This is a genomic window from Ancylobacter sp. GW821-FHT10E12 (assembly GCF_058809335.1).
The window spans coordinates 181,915-200,696 of record NZ_JBXASN010000007.1; the positions used below are offsets into that span (position 1 = coordinate 181,915).

The window sequence follows — 18,782 nt, forward strand, 5'->3', positions numbered from 1 at the left end:
TGATCATGGAATCGCAGGTAAGCCTCAACCGCCTCGTCGCCACCCGCGTCGACGCGCTGATCGCCGAGGCCGGCATGCTGCGGCTCGCGGTCAGCCGGTCGCGGGACGGGGTGCGGATCGTCGATGCCGGCATTGCCGCACGCGGCGGCATCGAGGCCGGCCGACGCATCGCCGAAATCTGCCTCGGCGGCCTCGGCATGGTGTCGCTTGGCCCGGATTCCCGCTTCGGTCGTTGGAGCACGCTGATTTCGGTGTCGACCGTCGATCCGGTGCTCGCCTGCCTTGCCAGCCAATATGCCGGCTGGAGTCTGGCGGAAGGCGAATTCTTCGCGCTCGGCTCCGGTCCGGGGCGGGCGCTGCATGCCGGCGAGACGCTGTTCGCCGAGCTCGACTATCGCGATCGGGCCAGCCGCGCCGTGCTGGTGCTGGAGGTCGACCGGCTGCCGCCCGAACCGCTGGTCGGCCGCATCGCTTCCCTGTGCGGCGTGGAGCCGGACGCGCTGACGCTGATCCTCACCCCGACACGCAGCCTCGCCGGCACGGTGCAGGTGGTGGCACGGGTGCTGGAAGTGGCGCTGCACAAGGCGCATGCGCTGCATTTCCCGCTGGAGCGCATCGTCGATGGGCTCGGCAGCGCGCCACTGCCGCCACCGGCGCCGGATTTCATCGCCGCCATGGGCCGCACCAACGACGCCGTGCTCTATGGCGGCGACGTGCATCTATATGTCGAGGGCCCGGAGGAGGAGGCTCGCGACCTCGCCGCCGGGCTGCCCAGTTCCACCTCGCGCGACCATGGCCGCTCGTTCGGCGAAATCTTCGCCTCCTATGACGGCGACTTTTACAAGATGGACCCGATGCTGTTCTCACCCGCCCGTGTCACCGTCACCGCGCTGGCGACCGGCCGTAGCTTCCGCTTCGGCGGCTTCGACGAGGCGGTACTGGACCGCTCCTTCGCATGATCCGGGCCGATGCCATCGTCATCTTTACCGAGGATGCGGACTGGCACACCAACCGGCTCCGCGCCGCGTTGGCGCGCCAGGGGCTCGATGTCCACGTCCTGTCGCTCAACGATTGCGGTTTCTGCGTGACCGGCCGCGGCCACGGGCTGCACCTGCCGGGTCTCGACGGTGCCCTGCCGGCCGCCGCCTTCGTCCGGCTGATCGCCAAGGGCAGCACCGAGCAGATCACCCATCGGCTCAGTGTGCTGCATGCGCTGCGCGAGCTCGGCGTAAGGGTGGTGAACGACGCGCGCGCCATCGAATGCTGCGTCGACAAGAGCATGACCACCTTCCTGCTTCATCGCGCCGGCCTGCCGACACCACCCACCGTCACCGGGGAGGACGTTGTCGCGATGAGGGAGCGTCTCGCGGCGATGACCGGGGCCGGCGTGCTGAAACCGCTATTCGGCGCGCAGGGGCGCGGCCTGCGCCGGCTCGATCCGCTTGATGAACTGCCGGAGCCGGAGAAGGTGAACGGCGTCTATTATCTCCAGCAATTCGTCGGTGCGCTCGCCGCCGATCGCTATCACGACATCCGCGTGCTGGTGGCCGGCGACCGGCCCGTCGCGGCGATGCGGCGAAACGCCGACGGCTGGATCACCAATATCCACCAGGGCGCGACCGGCGAGGCGCTGGAGATGACGCCCGAGTTGACCGAGCTCTCCGTGCGGGCGACGGCGGCGGTCGGCGCCGATTATGCAGGGGTCGACCTGATCGCCGATGAAGCGGGGCGGCTCTTCGTGCTGGAGGTCAATTCCATGCCGGCATGGAAGGGGCTTCAGGCGGCCACCGGCATCGACGTTGCCGAGAGGCTCGCCCGCCACGTCGCCGGGTTGATCGCGGAACCCGCGAACCCATGACGGCGGCCGACATCGAAGCCGCCTTCCTGCGCGCCTGCCTCGCCGAGCTCGATGCGCTGAAGCCCGGCAATGTCCACCGCTTCGCTGCCGGACATGGCATGGAGGTCGCCCATTTCGAGGCTGCCGCCCGCGCCGCCGCGCCGCATGTCGCCCGCTCCGGTGCGGGCGTCGGCGATCGCGTCGAGGCGGCGGTGGCAGCCTCGCTGGCCGCGACCGGCCTCAATGCCAATCTCGGCATCCTGTTGCTCTGCGCGCCCCTGGCCGCAGCGGCGGAGCAACCGGGACCGTTGCGCCATGCGCTTGCGCAGGTGCTGGCGGAACTCGATATCGCCGATGCCGAGGCGGCCTTCCGCGCCATAGCCGCCGCCCATCCCGGCGGCCTCGGACGCCGAGCCGAGCACGATGTTGCCGGCCCAGCCACGATCGGCCTGCGCGAGGCGATGGCGCTGGCGCAGGACGAGGATCGCATCGCTCGCCAGTATGTGACCGGCTCCGCCGACGTCTTCGATATCGGCGTCGCCCGGTTGCAGGCGCTCGCCGATGCCGAGCCGGAAGCGCGCACCGAGGCCGCTTATGTCGCCTTTCTCGCCGCGTTCCCCGACAGCCACATCGCCCGCAAGTTCGGATTGCCGGCGGCGCAGGCCGTGCAGCTCGAAGCACGACAGCTCGCCGCCAGCCTCGACTGGCATGCCCCGGCGGCGCAGCGCCATCTGCTGCTCGCGAAATTCGACGCATCGCTGAAGGCGCGCGGGCTCAATCCCGGCACCAGCGCCGACCTCACAGTCGCCAGCTTGTTCGCCAACGCCCTCACGCCATGACGGCGCGAAGCTCGGCTTCGCCGAGCCTCCCATCATGCAGCGCGCTCGCGAGCAGGACCCCGGCGACGCCGAGATCGCGCAGGCGCTTGAGATCGTCGGCATCGCGCACCCCGCCGGCGGCATAGATGCGGCGGGAACCGGCGCGCGCCAGCGTATCGCGCAGCCGCGCAAAATCGGGACCGTCGCCGCCGCCGACTCGGGCGAGCGTCATCAGGATCACCTCGTCCGGCCACAGGTCGGCGCGTTCGTGCAGTTCACCCGGACCGCGCGGTCCCTCCGGCCCGTGATCGAGCGACAGCACCGCCGGGCCGCGCCGCAGCGTCGCGAACCCGGCTGCGAGATCCGCCATGGATTCGGTGCCGACGACGCGTCGCCGTCCGGGCGCGAAGCGATCGAACCCGGCCTCACCGGCATCGATCCACAAGCTTTCGAAATGCGTGGCGAGTTCATCCGTCGCCGCCTCATTGGCGGGACGAGAGGCTATGGCGTCGAGATCGGCCACATAGAGCGTGCGGAAAGGCATGAGACTGCGCAGCCCCCTGGCAACCACGGCCGGGACGGCGCCCTCGCAGAGCCGCGAGGCGATGGGGCGATAATTCGCACGGTCGCCGCGCCGGGCATGGACGACGACGCCTCCCATCAGGTCGATCACCGGTATAAGTTCCACCCCGGTCGGTCTCCGCCGCGAAGGTTACGATGCTGGTTCTTGTCTGCGAGTTTGTTACAGGAGGCGGGCTGAGGGGCGAAGCGCTTTCGCCCTCGCTCGCCGCCGAAGGCGCACTGATGCGCGACACGCTGATCGGCGATCTGGAAGACCTCCCCGGCGTGCGGGTGATCGCCACCCATGACGACCGCCTGCCGCCCCCGCCGCGGGGCCGCAGTCAGGCCATAGGCACCGCCGACGACGTGCTGGCGATCTGGGCCGACCTCGCCGGGACCGCTCGTTGCGCCTGGCCGGTGGCGCCGGAGACCGGCGGCGCGCTAGAGGCGGTCGCGGCGCGACTGCGCGAACGCAATCGCCGCGTCATCGCCCCGGACGATGCGACGCTGCGCCTTTGCGCCGGCAAATACGCCACCGCCGCGCATCTCGCCGCCGCCGGCATTCCGGTCATTCCGACATGGCACGCGAGCGAACTGCCGGCGGAAGCCGCCGGCCCCTTCGTGGTGAAGCCCGACGATGGCGCCGGCAGTCTCGACATCCGCCTGTGCGAAAGAGCGGAAGCGGAAGCCGTCGATCCGTCCTGCATCGTCCAGCCCTATGTCACGGGCGCCGCCGAGAGCCTCACATTGCTCTGTCAGGATGGGCGGGCGCATGTCCTCAGCGTCAACCGCCAGCATGTGGACATGGCGGACGGGCGGATCGCCTTCCATGGCGTTACCGTCGGTGCCCGGCCGCCCGATTCCAGCCTCGCCCATCTGGCGCAGGCCATCCTCGACGCCCTGCCGGGCTTGCACGGCATTGTCGGCGTCGATTATGTGGCGACGCCGCAGGGACCGGTGGTCGTCGAGATCAATCCGCGGCTGACGACGAGCTATGCCGGGCTGCGCCGGGCGCTGGGCGTCAATGTCCTCGCCTTCGTCGCCGACCTCGTCCGCGACGGGGCGGTGCCGGATCTGCCGCATCTTCCTCCTCCCCTTGCCATCGAGGTGCTTGTGTGACGACGATTTCGCGGCTCGGCTGGGACGTGGGCGGCGCCCATGTGAAAGTGGCGGCCTTCGGCGACAACGGCCGCCTTGCGGCAGTACGGATCGTCGCCTGCCCGGTCTGGCGGGGGGCGCAGCACCTCACCGACGCGCTGCGCGGCCTGCGCGCGCAGTTTCCCGCCGGCATCCCTTCCGCCGCCGCCATGACCGCCGAGGGTGCCGATCTGTGGCCGGATCGCCATGCCGGCGTGGTCGGCACCGCGGCGCTGATGGTCGAAGCGTTCGGCGGCTCGCCGCTGGTGCTGTTCGCCGGACCCGACGGCTTCGTGAAGCCGGAACAGGCCGCCACCTATTCCGCCACCATCGGCTCGGCAAACTGGTACGCGACCGCTGCCGTGCTCGCGCATCTGCTGCCGGCCGGCGTGCTGGTCGATATCGGCTCCACCACCGCCGACCTCATCCCCTTCGGCGACGGCCGGGTGCAGGCGCGCGGCTTCACCGATGCCGAACGCCTCGCCGCGGGCGAGCTTCTCTATACCGGCATTGCCCGCACGCCGGTGATGGCGCTCGCCCGACGGGCGCCTTTCGCCGGGCGCTGGGTGCCGCTGATGGCCGAGCTCTATGCTACCAGCGCCGACATCTACCGCCTGCTCGACCTGATGCCGGACAACGCCGACCTGCATCCGAGCGCCGATGGTGGCGACAAAACCGTGGAGGCGAGCGCGCGCCGGCTGCTGCGCATGGTCGGCGAGGACCTGACCCCGGCCAACCGGGCCCGCGCACGCCGCCTCGCCTTCCATCTCGGCCAGCAGCAGCTGCACGACCTGGGCGGTGCGCTCGACAGCGTCGCCTCGGGGATGGAGGAGGATGTCGGCCTCGTGGTCGGCGCCGGCGTCGGGCGTTTCCTCGCCCGCCAGCTCGCCGAGCGGCGCGGCGCCGCCTATCTCGACCTCGCCGACGTGCTCACCGACGACCCCGTGCTCGCCGTCGACGCGGCGGATTGCGCCCCGGCGGTCGCGGTCGGCTTGTTGTCAGCCGCCCTCGATCCGGGCTAAGCCGCGCAGCTGAGTATTCCGGGAGCCGTCCATGTCCGACCGTATCTTCCTGCGCGGCATCGAGTTGCACGCCTATCACGGGCTCTACGAGGAAGAAGCACGCCTCGGCCAGCGCTTCGTGGTCGATGTCGACTGGTGGCTCGACGCCCACCCCGCCGCCCAGCACGACGACTATGCCGAGACTGTGGGCTACGAGAAGGTGTTCGAGACGGTGCATGCCGTCTCGACCGGGCACCGCTTCCATATTCTCGAAGCCTTCGCGGAAGCGATCGCCGCGGAAATCCTGCGCCGCTATGGGCGGGTGGAGAAGGTCCGCGTCGAGCTTCACAAGCCGCACGCCCCGATCCCCGGCGTGCTGCGCGACGTCGGGGTCGAGATCGTTCGCCAGCGCTGACGCACGCCCTCAGCGGCGATTATCGCGCAGCACCCGCACCGGGACCGGCTGACCGTAGCGCGGGGCCACGCGGGCCGGCGGCAGCAGCCGCAGCGGCTTCTCCTGCGCCCGCGCCAGCCGGGTGAAGCGGTCGCGCCACGGAACCTCTATGAGGCGGAAACTCTGCGCCGCCAGACCGATGACACACGCAATGAACGCCGCCAGCAGCACGCCGGCGCCGGGCGCACCGATGTCGTAGAGCCGCTTCACCGTGCCGTCGATCAGCATTTCGCGACGTAGATCGACACCGGCGAGATCGCCATAGGCCCAAAGGCCATAGCCGACGCCCAGCACCAGCATCGGCATGTGAATGAGATAGATGGAGAACGACCAGCGCCCGAGCGCCTGCAGCGGCGCCAGCCGCATCAGCCGCGAAGCAAGGCCGCTCTCACGCGCGAAGACGAGGATCGGCACGGCAAAGGCGAACGGCGCCAGCACGCTGAGCGCCGCCACATGGTCCGGCCCGCGACCGGCCATGACGATGAACCCCGTCGCGAGGGCCAGCGCCGCGCATTCGAACAGCGTGGCCACGGGCAGGCGCCGGTCGCGTAACGCCGCATGGAGGTGGTAGGCGCCGACGCCGGTGAAGAATCCGGCGATGCAGCGGATGAAGCCGAAATCGGCGGTGGAGTTCATGTAGGCCGGCGCGAAGGCGAGGATCGCCAGCATGGCGGCGGCGGCCACCGCCAGCGAAACCGTCAGCAGGTGCCGGTGCGCAGCGAGCGCGACCAAGGCAAACAGGAGATAGGTGTAGAATTCAGCACCGATACTCCAGGCAGGACCGTTCCAGGCACTGCCGTACAGCCCCATCGAATTGAGCAGCAGCGCATTGAGCAGCAGCGCGTGCAGCGAATAGCCGCCACTGTCGGTATCGATCATCAGCCGTTCGGGATGATGGCCGGCGACGTTGATCGCCATCACGCCCAGCATCATCGCGAACAGCACGGCAAGATGCAGCGGCCATAGACGGCCGATGCGGCGCAGCAGGAAGCCGACGAATTGCCGACGGTCGCCGATGCGATCGCGGTAGGCATGGCACACGACGAAACCGGATAATACGAAGAAAAAATCGACGAATAGATAGGCATTTAGAAGAAATTCGTTACGAATAAAAGGCACATCAACCACAAATATAAAATGATATATGATCACCATGACGGCGCAGACACCGCGCCAGGAATCCAAAACTTCGAATCGTTCGCCCTTAGCGGCAGCATCCATGTCGCAAACCTCTCAGGTAACATCTAACCGCCTAACATCATCATCCATGCGTTCGGCGGAAACTCCCCCGTCGCTAACGGCAGAGGCGGCGACGGGTTCCATCGGCGTGCGATCCATTCGGAGCGTGAAGGGGCTTCCGGTCGCTGCACCGACGTTCTACAGCTTGAGGATCGTGCATGCGGGAGTGAGCGATGATGCGTGACACCGACCCCAACCCTGTTCGCCTCGCCGACTATTGCCCGCCGGACTGGCTGGTCGACACCGTCGACCTCGACATCAGCCTCCACGCCGCGGCCACCATCATCCGTGCCCGGCTCGCCATGCGGCCCAATCCGGCGGGCCGCGCGGGCTCGCCGATCGTTCTGGATGGCGACGAGTTGGTGTTGAAATCGGTCGCGCTCGATGGCCGGACGCTGGCGGGCAATGCGTATCACCTCACGCCGTCCTCGATGACGCTGCTGGCGCCGCCGCAGCGGCCGCTGCAGCTAGAGATCGAGACGTTGCTCGACCCTTCCGCCAATACCAAGCTGATGGGACTTTTCCGGTCGAGCGGCACTTATTGCACCCAATGCGAAGCCGAGGGCTTCCGCCGCATCACCTATTTCCCCGACCGGCCGGACGTGCTCTCGGTCTACACGACCCGCATCGACGCCGAGCGGGCGGAAGCTCCGGTGCTGCTCGGCAACGGCAATCCGGTCGAAGCCGGCGAGGTGCCCGGCACCACCCGCCATTTCGCGGTATGGCACGATCCATGGCCCAAACCCTGCTATCTGTTCGCGCTGGTCGGCGGGCGGCTCGACCGCCTCAGTGACCGCTTCGTCACCGCAACGGGACGCGAGGTCGAGCTCGGCATCTATGTCGAACCCGGCAAGACGGCGCGGGCCGGCTACGCCATGGAAGCGCTTAAGCGCTCGATGCGCTGGGACGAAGAGGCCTTCGGCTGCGAGTACGACCTCGACGTGTTCAACATCGTCGCCGTCGCCGATTTCAACATGGGCGCGATGGAGAACAAGGGTCTCAACATCTTCAACGACAAATACGTCCTGGCGAGCCCCGAGACCGCCACCGACGCCGACTACGCGAGTATCGAGGGCATCATCGCCCACGAATATTTTCACAACTGGACCGGCAACCGCATCACCTGCCGCGACTGGTTCCAGCTCTGCCTCAAGGAAGGTCTCACCGTCTTCCGCGACCAGGAATTCTCCTCCGACCAGCGCTCGCGCCCGGTCAAGCGCATCGCCGACGTCCGGCTGCTGAGGACATTCCAGTTCAGCGAGGATGCCGGGCCGCTCGCCCATCCGGTCCGGCCGGACACCTATCGCGAGATCAACAATTTCTACACCGCCACCGTCTATGAGAAGGGCGCCGAGGTGGTGCGGATGCTGAAGACCCTGCTGGGGCCTGATGGCTTTCGCGACGGCATGGACCTTTATTTCGAGCGCCATGACGGACAGGCCGCCACCATCGAGGATTTCCTCGCCTGTTTCGCCGATGCCACCGGCGAGGACCTGACCCAGTTCGCGCTCTGGTACGCCCAGTCCGGCACGCCGCAGGTCTCCGTCACCGGCGCCTGGAATCCGCTTGAGAAGACCTATCGCCTCGACATAACCCAGTCGGTGCCGGCGACGCCTGGCCAATCGGACAAGCAGCCCATGGTGATCCCGCTGGCCATCGGCCTGGTTGGGCCGTCCGGCGAGGATCTGCCGCTCACCCTCGAGGACGGCACCATCCCGGACGACGGCGTGCTGATCGTCGATGCCGCCCACCGCAGCTTCGTGTTCCGCAACGTGGCGGAGCGGCCGGTGCCCTCGCTCAATCGCGGCTTCTCGGCCCCGGTGCGGCTTTCCAGCGATCTGACGACCGACGACCTGCTGTTCCTCGCCCGCCGGGACCGCGATCCGTTCAATCGCTTCGAGGCGGGGCAGACCATCGCCCTCGCCCACCTCATCGAGGCGACCCATGCGTCGACCTCCGGCCGCAACCTGCCGGCACCGGAAGCGCTGATCGCCTCCATGGCGGCGAGCCTGCACGACCCGGCGCTCGATCCGGCCTTTCTGGGCCAGGTTCTGTCGGTGCCGTCGGAGAGCGACGTCGCCCGCGAGATCGGCCGTGACGTCGATCCCGACGCCATCCATGCCGCGCGGCGCGAGCTGCGCCGCTCGATCGGCGTGGCGCTGTCCGACATGCTGGTCGCCACCTTCGAGCGCTTCGCCGCGCCGGGTGCCTATTCGCCGGATGCCGCCTCCGCCGGCCGGCGGGCACTGCGCACCGCCTGCCTCGACCTGCTCGCCACGGCCGGGGCCGGCGATGGGGTGGCGCGCGCGCTCGGCCTTTACCGCGCCGCCGACAACATGACCGATCGCCTGCAGGCGCTGGTGGTGCTCGCCCATTCCGCGCCCGAGCATCGGGCCGAAGCGCTGGACGACTTCTATGCGCGCTTCCGCGACGACCCGCTGGTCATCGACAAATGGTTCGTCCTGCAGGCGCAGATCGCCGAGCCGGGAACCCTCGACCGGGTGCGGGAACTGACCGGCCATCCCGCCTTCTCGATGCGCAATCCGAACCGGGTACGCGCGCTGATCGGCAGCTTCGCCAACGGCAACCCGACGCAGTTCAACCGAGCGGATGGCGCAGGCTACCGATTCCTCGCCGACACGGTACTGGGCCTCGACGGCCCGAACCCGCAACTCGCCGCACGGCTGCTCGGCGCGGTGAAGAGCTGGCGCCTGCTGGAATCGGGACGCCGCCGGATGGCCGAGGAGCAGTTGCAGCGCATCGCGCAGACGCCCGGCCTGTCGCCGGACGTGACCGACATCGTTACACGCTCGCTGGCCTGAACCGGCACGATCGGCGGTATTAAACTTCCGCTCAACGCAGAAAACCGCTTATGCTAGAATTGATGCGTTGCAACAGAGCGAACCGCCGACCATCTCATGCACAACAGGGCGCCCGGCCCCTCTGCTGACGAACCCGCTGCTCCGTCCGCCGGCGAAGCGGCCTACGAGGCAGCGCCGGTCGGACTGTGCACCCTTGCTTCGGATCGCCGTATCCTCGCCTGCAACGAGCGCTTCCTTCGCCTGATTTCAGCCGACCGCGCAGCCGTGATCGGCACGCCGCTCGGGAACTGGCTCACCGGCAGCGACGCCCTGCTCGACCGGCTTGCGGCGGCGAGCGGCAGGCCGACGGACGATGCCTGCATCGAAGACGATCTGGCGATCGAGCGCGACGGGCATGCACTCATGTTGCGCCTGTCCGCGGCGGAATTCGCAGGCGGCGTATCACTGGCGTTGCTCGACGTCACCGCGTCGACCGACGCCCGCGACGCCCTTCAACATGCCGTCGAGCGATCGAGCTTCGCGCTGGAAAGCGCCGGCCAGTGGGTGTGGGACTACGACCTCATCGAGAATCGGGTATGGCGCTCCCAGCAGTGGAAACGGGCGCTCGGCTATTCGCCGGAGGAACTCGCCGATCAGGACGAGCCCTGGCGCATCGTGCATCCCTCCGACCGCAAGGTGGTGCAGGCGGCGATGGCGCCGATCTTTGCGGGGCAAGGTAACGATTTCGAGGCGACCTACCGGCTGCGCCACAAGGACGGCAGCTGGCGCTTCATCCTCAGCCGCGGCAAGGTGGCCGCCTACACATCCGATGGCCGGCCGGCCCGCGTGCTGGCCACCAGTATCGACATCACCCGCCAGAAGGAGGTGGAGCGCGAGCTTGAGGCGACCATCCGCCAGCGCCGGGCGCTCGAACACGACCTTCTGCTCGCCAATCGCCGGCTGCGGCTGCTGGCGGAGATCGACAGCCTCACCGAACTGCCCAACCGGCGCAAGTTCGACAAGTTCCTCGAGCGCGAATTCCGGCGCGCCCGGCGCCAGCGGCCGACCATTGCGCTCCTGATGATGGATGTCGATTATTTCAAGTCGTTCAACGACCTCTACGGCCACCCGGCCGGCGACGAGTGCCTGCGCGCCGTTGCCGAGGCGCTCCAGCACGAGGTCCGGCCGACGCGCGATCTGGTGACCCGTTACGGCGGCGAAGAATTCGCGGCGATCCTCGTCGACGTCGACGAGGCCGATGCGATCACCATCGCCCGGCGCATGACGGCCGCGGTGGCGCGACTCGCCATCACCCATCGCGGCAGCCCGTTCGGCGCGGTGACGATCTGCATCGGGCTGACGCTGTTCACCCTCGACCAGCAGCCGGAATCACGCACGCCGCATCAATTCGTCCAGGCCGCCGACCGGGCGTTGTACGCCGCCAAGAATGCCGGCCGCGACCATATCGCCCTCGCCCGCCGGCTTCCCGAGGATCGGATCGAAACCTCCATCGTCGAGCGCGGCGAGGCCGCCGCGCCGGTGGATTGAATCGCGCCTCGGTACTCGACCACGCCTCAGTATTCGACCACGCCGTCGAGCGCGTAGTGCTTCACGGTGCGGCGATTGGCGATGAGCTCATCCACCGTGGGCTTGCCGGTCAGGGCGCGCTCGATGGCGATCTTCATCGCCTCGTAATTGGTGCGGTAGAGATCGGCCCGGTCGAGGTTCGGGTCCTCGGGGCAGCGCGGATCGAGCCAGACCATGACGATCATGCACAGTTCGTCGGCCTGGTCCTTCGGCAGCAGGCCCTCGGCCAGCGCGTCGACGATGGCGTCGCCGATCGCCGCCTGGATCACGCCGCCAAGCAACTCGACATACTCGGCCGACGGGATGGTGACCTTGGTGGTCATCATGGTCGCCGGCCGCACCATCTGGTTGAGGTCGCGGATGACAAACATGCGCGTATGGCCGACCGCCTGGCCCATCATCGAGGCGAAGGCGTGCCCTGCCGGGCCGCGGACCGAGCCGATGAGGATCTCCGGCATGGCGTCGGTGAACTGGCCATCCGCCGCGAGCACGGTCGCCTCACCCGTGCGGAACCATAGGTCGCTCATCGATTTTCCCCTTAGTAGCCTCTGCTGCGGCCGCCCTTAGCACCACCGGACCCCGGCCGTCCATGCCGCGCTTTTGTCGTCCGGCCGCCAAGCCATGAGCCGCAAGGCCCGGCGCGGCAAGGCCACCCCTTAAAGTTGCCGAATCGTTAACTTGACTCTCAGAGACTCTGGACACGATGGGGTCGATTCGATTCAAATCAGCGGTGATTCGGGGTGCCGTTCACGGCGATACCGGACATTGGGATCAGGGCAAAAGTACTGGGGGAGGCCGGCGATGGCACGCGCCAACGCTGCGGGCGCGTCCGTGCGCGTTCAGGCCATGCGCGGTCTGGCGCGATCGGTCGCACGACCCGCCTATCAGCGGCTGGTCGACGCCGAGCCCTTCATGCGCAAGGCGGTGCCGGCGCTCATCGTGGCCTTCATCGCCATCGTCGCGGTCGCCGCCCTGGTGCAGATTCGGGCCTATCGCACCGATTCGATCACCGACGCCAAGGACGAGCTGGCGCTGTTCACCCTCGCTGTCGCCAGTGAACTGCGCCAGCGGCAGGGATCGGCCCACGGCCAGAGCCAGATCGACCCCGCGTCCCTGTCAGCCGCGCTGAAGGCCAGCCTTCCGGCCCGTGCCGCCGAAGCCCGGCGCCGCTACGGGCTCGCCGATTCGAGCGGCGCGGTGCGGGCCGCCAGCGACGAGGATCCGGGCACGACGGCGGATATCCGCTTCGTGCTGGCCAATTCGCAGGCGCTGACCATCTTCGCCGAAAGCGCCGGCGTGCTGGACGTCGTCCTCGCCGACGGACGGTCCGGCCTCGCGACGGTACGAAACCTGCCGGGTCAGGCGCTGCAGCTGGTGGCGATCCAGCCCCTGTCCGGCGCGCTGTCGACCTGGCAGTCGGACACGATCCTCACCGTCACCCTGCTCAGCACCACCGGCGGCGTGCTGCTCATCCTCGGCTTCGCCTTTCATTGGCAGGCGACCCGCGCCCGCGAGGCCGACGGCATCTACGACACGGTGCGCACCCGTATCGACACCGCCCTGTCGCGCGGCCGCTGCGGCCTATGGGACTGGGACATGGGACGCGGGCGCATGTTCTGGTCGGAATCGATGTTCGAGATGCTGGGCCTTGAGCCGCGCGACGATCTCGTCTCCTTCGGCGACGTCAGCGGCCTCGTGCATCCCAATGACGTCAATCTCTACGACATGGCCAAGGAGATCGCCGACAAGCCGGGACGGACCATCGAACGGGTGTTCCGCATGAAGCATGCCGACGGCCATTGGGTGTGGCTGCGGGCGCGGGCCGAGGTGGTGCCGCAGGAGAACGGCGAGCCGCCGCACCTCGTCGGCATCGCGATCGACGTCACCGAGGAGCGCCGCCTCGCCGAGCGCACCGCCACCGCCGACATGCGGCTGCGCGACGCCATCGAAAGCATCTCGGAATCCTTCGTGCTGTGGGACAGCTCCAACCGTCTCGTGCTGTGCAACTCGAAATTCCAGGCGCTGCACGGCTTCATCGACACCTCGCTCGCCCCGGGAACCCCGTTCGACACGATCGCCGCCCAGCTGCGCCAGCCGGTGGTCCGCATCCCGCTGCGCTCGGAAGACCGGCCGGAGGAAGGCGCCCGCGCCTTCGAGGCGCAGATCGAGGGCGGGCGCTGGCTCAAGATCGCCGAGCGCCGCACCAAGGATGGCGGCTATGTCTCGGTCGGCACCGACATCACCGCGCTCAAACGCCACGAAGAACGGCTGATGGACAGCGAGAAGCGGCTGATGGCGCTGGTGGCCGACCTGCGCAAGTCGCAGCAGACGCTGGAGATGCAGGCGCTCCAACTGGCCGAGCTCGCGCAGAATTATGCCGACGAGAAAAACAAGGCCGAGGACGCCAACCGCGCCAAGTCGGAATTCCTCGCCAATATGAGCCATGAGCTGCGCACGCCGCTCAATGCCATCATCGGCTTCTCGGAACTGATGGAGAGCGGCCTGTTCGGCCCGCTCGGCAGCGACAAGTACAACGAATATTCCCGCGATATCCGCGACAGCGGCCGCTACCTGCTCGACGTGATCAACGACATTCTCGACATGTCGCGCATCGAGGCCGGCCGCATGCAGCTCACATTGCAACCGACCAAGCTGGACGAGATCGTCGCCGACGCCATCCGCGTCATGTCGGTACGGGCGGACGAGAAGAAGCTCGCCGTGATCTCCGAGGCCGACCCGGACCTCACCATCGAGGCCGACCGGCGGGCGCTCAAGCAGATCGCGCTGAACCTGATTTCCAATGCCATCAAGTTCACTCCAGAGCACGGCCGGATCACCCTGCGCACCCGTCGCACCAACCAGTCGGCGCTGCTGGTCATCGAGGATACCGGCATCGGCATCCCCAAGAGCGCGCTCGCCAAGATCGGCCGGCCCTTCGAGCAGGTGGAGAGTCAGTTCACCAAGACCCATAAGGGTTCCGGCCTCGGCCTCGCCATCGCCAAGTCGCTAGTCGAACTGCATGGCGGCACCATGCGCATCCGCTCATCCGAGGGCGTCGGCACCACGGTGATCATCCGCCTGCCGCTCAATGGCCGGCCCGCCCTGCACTATCGCTTCGGCGCCGCTCTGTCCGAAGGGATGGCGACGCATTAGCATGGCTCGCCGCCCTCCATTGCCTGCCGCCCGGAACGCCTGCCATGACCGACCGTCCCGCTGACGATGCCGTACCCATCGATTGCGTGGTGGCGGGCGCCGGCGTGGTCGGGCTTGCCGCCGCGCGGGCGCTAGCGCTGGCCGGCCGCGAGGTGCTGGTGCTGGAAGCCGCCGGCCTCATCGGTTCGGAGACCTCGGCCCGCAACAGCGAGGTCATCCATGCCGGCATCTATTACCCGCCGGGCTCGCTGAAGGCGCGGCTCTGCGTCGCCGGGCGGGAGGCGCTCTACGCCTATTGTGCCGAACGCGGCATCGGCCACAAGCGCTGCGGCAAGCTGATCGTCGCCAATGGCGAGACGGAGATCGCCAAGCTCGACGCCATCCACGCCCGCGCCACAGCCTGCGGCGTCACCGATCTCGACGTGCTGGACGGCCCCGCACTGCGCGTGCTGGAGCCGGCTCTGAGGGCGGATGCGGCGCTGCTCTCGCCTTCCACCGGCCTCGTCGACAGCCATGGACTGATGCTGGCGTTGCGGGGCGATATCGAGGACCGCGGCGGCGCCATCGCCTTGAATGCGCCGATCCTCGGCGGCTACGTGACCGCCGACGGCATCGTGCTGAATGTCGGCGGCGCAGAGCCGATGACGCTGCTCGCCAGCAGCTTCATCAACTCTGCGGGTAACGGCGCGGTGGCCCTGGCGCGGTCGATCGCGGGGCTCGATCCAGGCCATATCCCGCCGGCCTATCTCTGCAAGGGTTCCTATTATTCGCTGCCCGGCCGGGCGCCGTTCTCGCGGCTGGTCTATCCGGTGCCGGAGGCGGCCGGGCTCGGGGTGCACCTCACGCTCGATCTTGGCGGCCAGGCGCGGTTCGGGCCAGATACCGAATGGATCGACGCCATCGACTATGACGTCGATCCCGCCCGCGCCGAGCGCTTCTACGGCGCGATCCGGCATTACTGGCCGGCGCTGCCCGATGGCGTGCTCACGCCCGCCTATGCCGGCATCCGGCCGAAGATCACCCCGCCCGGCGCGCCGGCCGCCGATTTCCGCATCGACGGGCCGGCGGAACATGGCGTGCCGGGACTGGTAAACCTGTTCGGCATCGAATCGCCCGGCCTCACCGCCAGCCTCGTCCTCGGCGACCTCGTCGCCGGGAAGCTTGCAGCCTGATCCTCAGCGCCGGCGGCCACGTGGCTTGGACGATGCGAGCAGCCGGGTGAAGATGGCCCGCACCTCCCGCTGCGTCTCGCGCATATGCGCGTCGAGCGTGGCGAAGTCCGGCATGGTGCCGGCACGGGCCAGCAATTGGCGCAGGGCGGGGCTCGCCTGCGCCGGGTCGAACGGCCCGGAAAGCGCGAGACGCAGCACCTGGGTGAGGTCGTGCAGCAGCACGCAGGCCCGCGTCAGCACCTGCGCATCCGCCGTCTCGATCACTCCCGCACGGCCGGCGCCGGCCAGCACCCGCGCGGTCGAGGTCTGCACGATCTCGGGATGTGCGACGCCGTGGGCGAGGACCAGAAACTGGGCGAGAAATTCGAGGTCGACCAGCCCGCCCTGGGCATATTTCAGGTCCCAGGCGTCGGCGTCGCCCTTCTCGTCGGCGATCGCCCCGCGCATGTCGACGATGTCGGCGGCGAGCCGCGCGGGATCGCGGCCGCGGCGCAGCACCGCAGCGATCGCCGCCTCCACGCGGGTACGGAAAACCGGCGAGCCGAGCACAACGCGCGCTCGGGTCAGCGCCATGTGCTCCCAGGTCCAGGCATCCTGCGCCTGATAGAGCTCGAAGGCCGGCAGCCTCGTGGCGATAGGCCCGGCGCGGCCGGAAGGCCGCAGCCGCAGGTCGACCTCGTAGAGCCGCCCGGCATTGGTCGGGGTGGTGAGCGCACTTACCAGCCGCTGGGTCAGCCGGGCGAAATATTGCGTACCGTGCAGCGGGCGCGAACCGTCCGAATCCGGCGCCTCGTCGTCGAAATCATACAGCACGATGAGATCGAGGTCGGATCCGGCGGTCATCTCCCGACCGCCCAGCTTGCCCATGGCCAGCACCGCCACCTCGCCGCCGGCAAGGGCGCCGTGCGCCTCGCGGAAGCGCTCGATAACCGTCTCGCCCAGCACCCGGATCACCACGTCGGCGAGCCGGGCGAAGGCTTCGCCGGCCTGCGCGGCCGTCAGCGTACCGGAAAGCACCCGTACCCCGGTGAGCACATGCTGCTCCTGGCGGAACCGGCGGGCACGGTCGAGCCGGTCCTCCTCGTCGCTCGCCTCGGCGAGCAGGGCACGCAGCCGCGCCTCCAGCGTCGCCTCGTCCGGCAGTGCGCCGAAGAAGGCCGGGTCGAGCAGCGCGTCGAACAGGGCCGGTCGCTGGGCAAGGATTTCCCCGAGCCGCGGCGCGGTCGAGAGAATGGTGGCAAGCAGGCGCACCAGATCGGGATGGCGCGCAAGCGCCGAGAGCAGCCGCAGTCCGACGGGCAGCTGGTGGAAGAAGCGCTCGGCGGCGACAAGCGCCCGGTCGGGTTCGCCGCCGCGCGCCAGCGCGTCGAGCAGCAGCGGCACGATGGTCGCGAGCCGCTCGCGTGCCGCCGCGTTGCGTAGGGACCGCACCTCGCCGGAGAGCCAGCTGCGCACGGTGGCGCTGGCGGCCTGCGGCTGGGCGTAGCCGAGGCGATGCAGCGTCGCCAACGTTTCGCGGTCGTCGGCCGCGGCGGGGAAGTCGAGCCGTCCCTCCACCGCCGCGCGGGGCGGGGCGTCCTCGAACAGGCGGGAATAATGGTGCTGCACGCGGGTGAGCCGTTTCGTCAGTTCGGCGGCGAAAGCATCGCGCGAGGGATAGCCCATGAAGGCCGCGAACTCTTCGAGCGCCGCGGCCTCGTCCGGCAGCGTGTGGGTCTGCTCGTCGGCCACCATCTGCAACCGATGTTCGACCCGGCGCAGATAGAGATAGGCCTCGCCGAGCTCGTCGCGTGCGGCCTTGCCGATCCAGCCGTCTTCGTTGAGCCGCTCCAGCGCCTCCAGCGTGCGCGGGGTACGCAACCGGGCGTCGCGCCCGCCGGCGATGAGCTGCTGCGTCTGGGCGAAAAACTCGATCTCGCGGATGCCGCCACGCCCGAGCTTGACGTTATGCCCCTCGACGGCCACCGCATCATGGCCGCGAAACGCATGAATCTCCTGCTTCATCGCATGCACATCGGCCACCGCCGCATAGTCGAGCGAGCGGCGCCAGACGAAGGGGGCCATCTGCTGCAGGAAGCTCTCGCCGAGCGCGATATCGCCGGCGATCGGCCGTGCCTTGATATAGGCGGCGCGCTCCCAGGTGGCCCCCTCGCGCTCGTAATAGTCGAGCGCGCTGTCGAGCGAGAGCGCGACCTGGGTGGAGGCAGGGTCCGGCCGCAGCCGCAGATCGACGCGGGCGACATAGCCTTCGGCCGTGCGCTCCTGGATAAGCCGCACCAGTTGGCGGGTCAGCCGCACGAAGAACGGCGCCGCCTCGACATTCTTGCCGAGCGGCGCACGGGCCGGGTCGTAGAGGACGATCAGGTCGACATCGCTGGAATAGTTGAGTTCGCGCGCTCCGTGCTTGCCCATGGCGAGCACCACATAGCCGCTGGCGCCGCGCGCGAAGCTGTGCAGCTTGCGACCCTCCACCGCCTCGCGCAGCAGATGGTCCACTGCCGCCGAGATCGCCGCATCGGCAGAAGCGGCAAGCTCGCCGGTCACGGCGGCGAGATCGAACACCTCGCCGATATCGGCGAGTGCGACGGTGAGCGCCGTCTCGGCCCGCAGCCGGCGCAGCGCCGCCATCACGCCGGCCTCGTCCGGGGCGGCGCGCACCGCCTTCGCCATTGCCATGCGCGCCTCGGCGAGGCCGGCGGCGGGATCGTCGTCGAGCAGGCGCAGCAGCCGGGCGGGGTCACGGCGGATCAGTTCGGCGAGAAAGGGCGAATGCGTGCAGACGCCGGCCAGCACCGAAGCAGCCTGCGGCAGCGTCGCCAGCACGGCGGCGAGGCGCGCCCTGGTCTCGTCGTCGGCGGCCTCGACCAAATCGAGCAGCGGATGCGGCGCCCTTTGAACCGGCCCGGAAGACGGCAGCTCGCCCGCGGCACGCATGCGTGCCGCCAGGCCTCCGCGCGTACCTTGCCGTGCCGTCTGCCGTCTGCCCGGTCGTTCCGCCATGTCGTCAGCGCACCCCCATCCG

At 68.8% G+C, this 18,782-nt stretch carries 14 protein-coding genes; 10 read left to right on the forward strand and 4 right to left on the reverse strand.

Translation table 11 applies throughout. The features are described from left to right. Nucleotides 1-5 precede the first annotated feature (5 nt). Genes mch through AC1RU4_RS11575 form a run of 3 tightly spaced genes read left to right on the forward strand, consistent with a single transcriptional unit; the run spans nt 6 to nt 2,676 of the window. Nucleotides 6-959 (forward strand): methenyltetrahydromethanopterin cyclohydrolase, encoded by a 954-nt coding sequence (gene mch, locus AC1RU4_RS11565; RefSeq protein ID WP_492891237.1) that lies wholly within the window; start codon nt 6-8, stop codon nt 957-959. Further along, nucleotides 956-1,858 (forward strand): RimK family alpha-L-glutamate ligase, encoded by a 903-nt coding sequence (locus AC1RU4_RS11570; protein WP_492891238.1) that lies wholly within the window; start codon nt 956-958, stop codon nt 1,856-1,858. Before mch ends, AC1RU4_RS11570 begins: the two co-directional genes overlap by 4 nt. Beyond that, a complete protein-coding gene (locus AC1RU4_RS11575; RefSeq protein ID WP_492891239.1) occupies nt 1,855-2,676 on the forward strand; it encodes a triphosphoribosyl-dephospho-CoA synthase in 822 nt (273 codons plus the stop codon). Before AC1RU4_RS11570 ends, AC1RU4_RS11575 begins: the two co-directional genes overlap by 4 nt. On the opposite strand, the gene AC1RU4_RS11580 is transcribed toward AC1RU4_RS11575, so the two are convergent. After that, a complete protein-coding gene (locus tag AC1RU4_RS11580) occupies nt 2,666-3,343 on the reverse strand; it encodes a HisA/HisF-related TIM barrel protein (RefSeq protein ID WP_492891240.1) in 678 nt (225 codons plus the stop codon). The two genes, AC1RU4_RS11575 and AC1RU4_RS11580, sit on opposite strands and share 11 nt — an antisense overlap. Nucleotides 3,344-3,372: 29 nt before the next feature. On the opposite strand from AC1RU4_RS11580, the gene AC1RU4_RS11585 reads away from it, so the two are divergent. The 3 genes from AC1RU4_RS11585 to folB are packed head-to-tail and all read left to right on the forward strand — an operon-like array spanning nt 3,373 to nt 5,769. Continuing rightward, the gene (locus AC1RU4_RS11585; protein ID WP_492891241.1) at nt 3,373-4,335 is read left to right on the forward strand and encodes an ATP-grasp domain-containing protein; all 963 of its coding nucleotides are present in this window, start codon (nt 3,373-3,375) and stop codon (nt 4,333-4,335) included. Next, on the forward strand, nt 4,332-5,375 hold the full coding sequence (locus AC1RU4_RS11590) for a hydantoinase/oxoprolinase family protein (RefSeq protein WP_492891242.1): 1,044 nt from the start codon (nt 4,332-4,334) through the stop codon (nt 5,373-5,375). Before AC1RU4_RS11585 ends, AC1RU4_RS11590 begins: the two co-directional genes overlap by 4 nt. 31 nt (nt 5,376-5,406) lie before the next feature. Then, nucleotides 5,407-5,769: a dihydroneopterin aldolase gene (gene folB, locus AC1RU4_RS11595; RefSeq protein WP_492891243.1), complete on the forward strand. Its 363-nt coding sequence runs from the start codon at nt 5,407-5,409 to the stop codon at nt 5,767-5,769. A 9-nt stretch (nt 5,770-5,778) separates the two neighbouring features. On the opposite strand, the gene AC1RU4_RS11600 is transcribed toward folB, so the two are convergent. Then, nucleotides 5,779-7,029 carry an acyltransferase family protein gene (locus tag AC1RU4_RS11600; protein WP_492891244.1) on the reverse strand — a complete coding sequence of 417 codons (1,251 nt, stop codon included), beginning with the start codon at nt 7,027-7,029 and terminating at the stop codon, nt 5,779-5,781. 191 nt (nt 7,030-7,220) lie between these two features. On the opposite strand from AC1RU4_RS11600, the gene pepN reads away from it, so the two are divergent. Further along, a complete protein-coding gene (pepN, locus tag AC1RU4_RS11605; RefSeq protein ID WP_492891245.1) occupies nt 7,221-9,869 on the forward strand; it encodes an aminopeptidase N in 2,649 nt (882 codons plus the stop codon). A gap of 96 nt (nt 9,870-9,965) precedes the next feature. Further along, the gene (locus AC1RU4_RS11610) at nt 9,966-11,396 is read left to right on the forward strand and encodes a GGDEF domain-containing protein (protein ID WP_492891246.1); all 1,431 of its coding nucleotides are present in this window, start codon (nt 9,966-9,968) and stop codon (nt 11,394-11,396) included. Between the two features lie 26 nt (nt 11,397-11,422). On the opposite strand, the gene AC1RU4_RS11615 is transcribed toward AC1RU4_RS11610, so the two are convergent. Next, complete coding sequence (locus tag AC1RU4_RS11615; RefSeq protein WP_492891247.1) at nt 11,423-11,962, reverse strand: formaldehyde-activating enzyme; 540 nt, start codon at nt 11,960-11,962, stop codon at nt 11,423-11,425. Between the two features lie 274 nt (nt 11,963-12,236). Between AC1RU4_RS11615 and AC1RU4_RS11620 the strand changes: the two genes are divergently transcribed. Beyond that, entirely contained in the window at nt 12,237-14,588 is a 2,352-nt protein-coding gene (locus tag AC1RU4_RS11620; protein WP_492891248.1) for a PAS domain-containing sensor histidine kinase, read from the forward strand. 44 nt (nt 14,589-14,632) lie between these two features. Further along, complete coding sequence (locus AC1RU4_RS11625; protein WP_492891249.1) at nt 14,633-15,760, forward strand: NAD(P)/FAD-dependent oxidoreductase; 1,128 nt, start codon at nt 14,633-14,635, stop codon at nt 15,758-15,760. Between the two features lie 3 nt (nt 15,761-15,763). On the opposite strand, the gene AC1RU4_RS11630 is transcribed toward AC1RU4_RS11625, so the two are convergent. Further along, complete coding sequence (locus AC1RU4_RS11630) at nt 15,764-18,694, reverse strand: bifunctional [glutamine synthetase] adenylyltransferase/[glutamine synthetase]-adenylyl-L-tyrosine phosphorylase (RefSeq protein WP_492891250.1); 2,931 nt, start codon at nt 18,692-18,694, stop codon at nt 15,764-15,766. Between the last annotated feature and the right edge of the window lie 88 nt (nt 18,695-18,782).

Excerpts from the sequence above, each read along its gene's own strand:
- AC1RU4_RS11585 (WP_492891241.1), top strand. The coding sequence starts at position 3,373 with ATGCTGGTTCTTGTCTGCGAGTTTGTTACAGGAGGCGGGCTGAGGGGC.
- AC1RU4_RS11615 (WP_492891247.1), bottom strand. The coding sequence starts at position 11,962 with ATGAGCGACCTATGGTTCCGCACGGGTGAGGCGACCGTGCTCGCGGCG.
- AC1RU4_RS11600 (WP_492891244.1), bottom strand. The coding sequence starts at position 7,029 with ATGGATGCTGCCGCTAAGGGCGAACGATTCGAAGTTTTGGATTCCTGG.
- AC1RU4_RS11610 (WP_492891246.1), top strand. The coding sequence starts at position 9,966 with ATGCACAACAGGGCGCCCGGCCCCTCTGCTGACGAACCCGCTGCTCCG.
- AC1RU4_RS11625 (WP_492891249.1), top strand. The coding sequence starts at position 14,633 with ATGACCGACCGTCCCGCTGACGATGCCGTACCCATCGATTGCGTGGTG.
- mch (WP_492891237.1), top strand. The coding sequence starts at position 6 with ATGGAATCGCAGGTAAGCCTCAACCGCCTCGTCGCCACCCGCGTCGAC.
- AC1RU4_RS11570 (WP_492891238.1), top strand. The coding sequence starts at position 956 with ATGATCCGGGCCGATGCCATCGTCATCTTTACCGAGGATGCGGACTGG.
- folB (WP_492891243.1), top strand. The coding sequence starts at position 5,407 with ATGTCCGACCGTATCTTCCTGCGCGGCATCGAGTTGCACGCCTATCAC.
- AC1RU4_RS11630 (WP_492891250.1), bottom strand. The coding sequence starts at position 18,694 with ATGCGTGCCGCGGGCGAGCTGCCGTCTTCCGGGCCGGTTCAAAGGGCG.
- AC1RU4_RS11575 (WP_492891239.1), top strand. The coding sequence starts at position 1,855 with ATGACGGCGGCCGACATCGAAGCCGCCTTCCTGCGCGCCTGCCTCGCC.
- AC1RU4_RS11620 (WP_492891248.1), top strand. The coding sequence starts at position 12,237 with ATGGCACGCGCCAACGCTGCGGGCGCGTCCGTGCGCGTTCAGGCCATG.
- pepN (WP_492891245.1), top strand. The coding sequence starts at position 7,221 with ATGATGCGTGACACCGACCCCAACCCTGTTCGCCTCGCCGACTATTGC.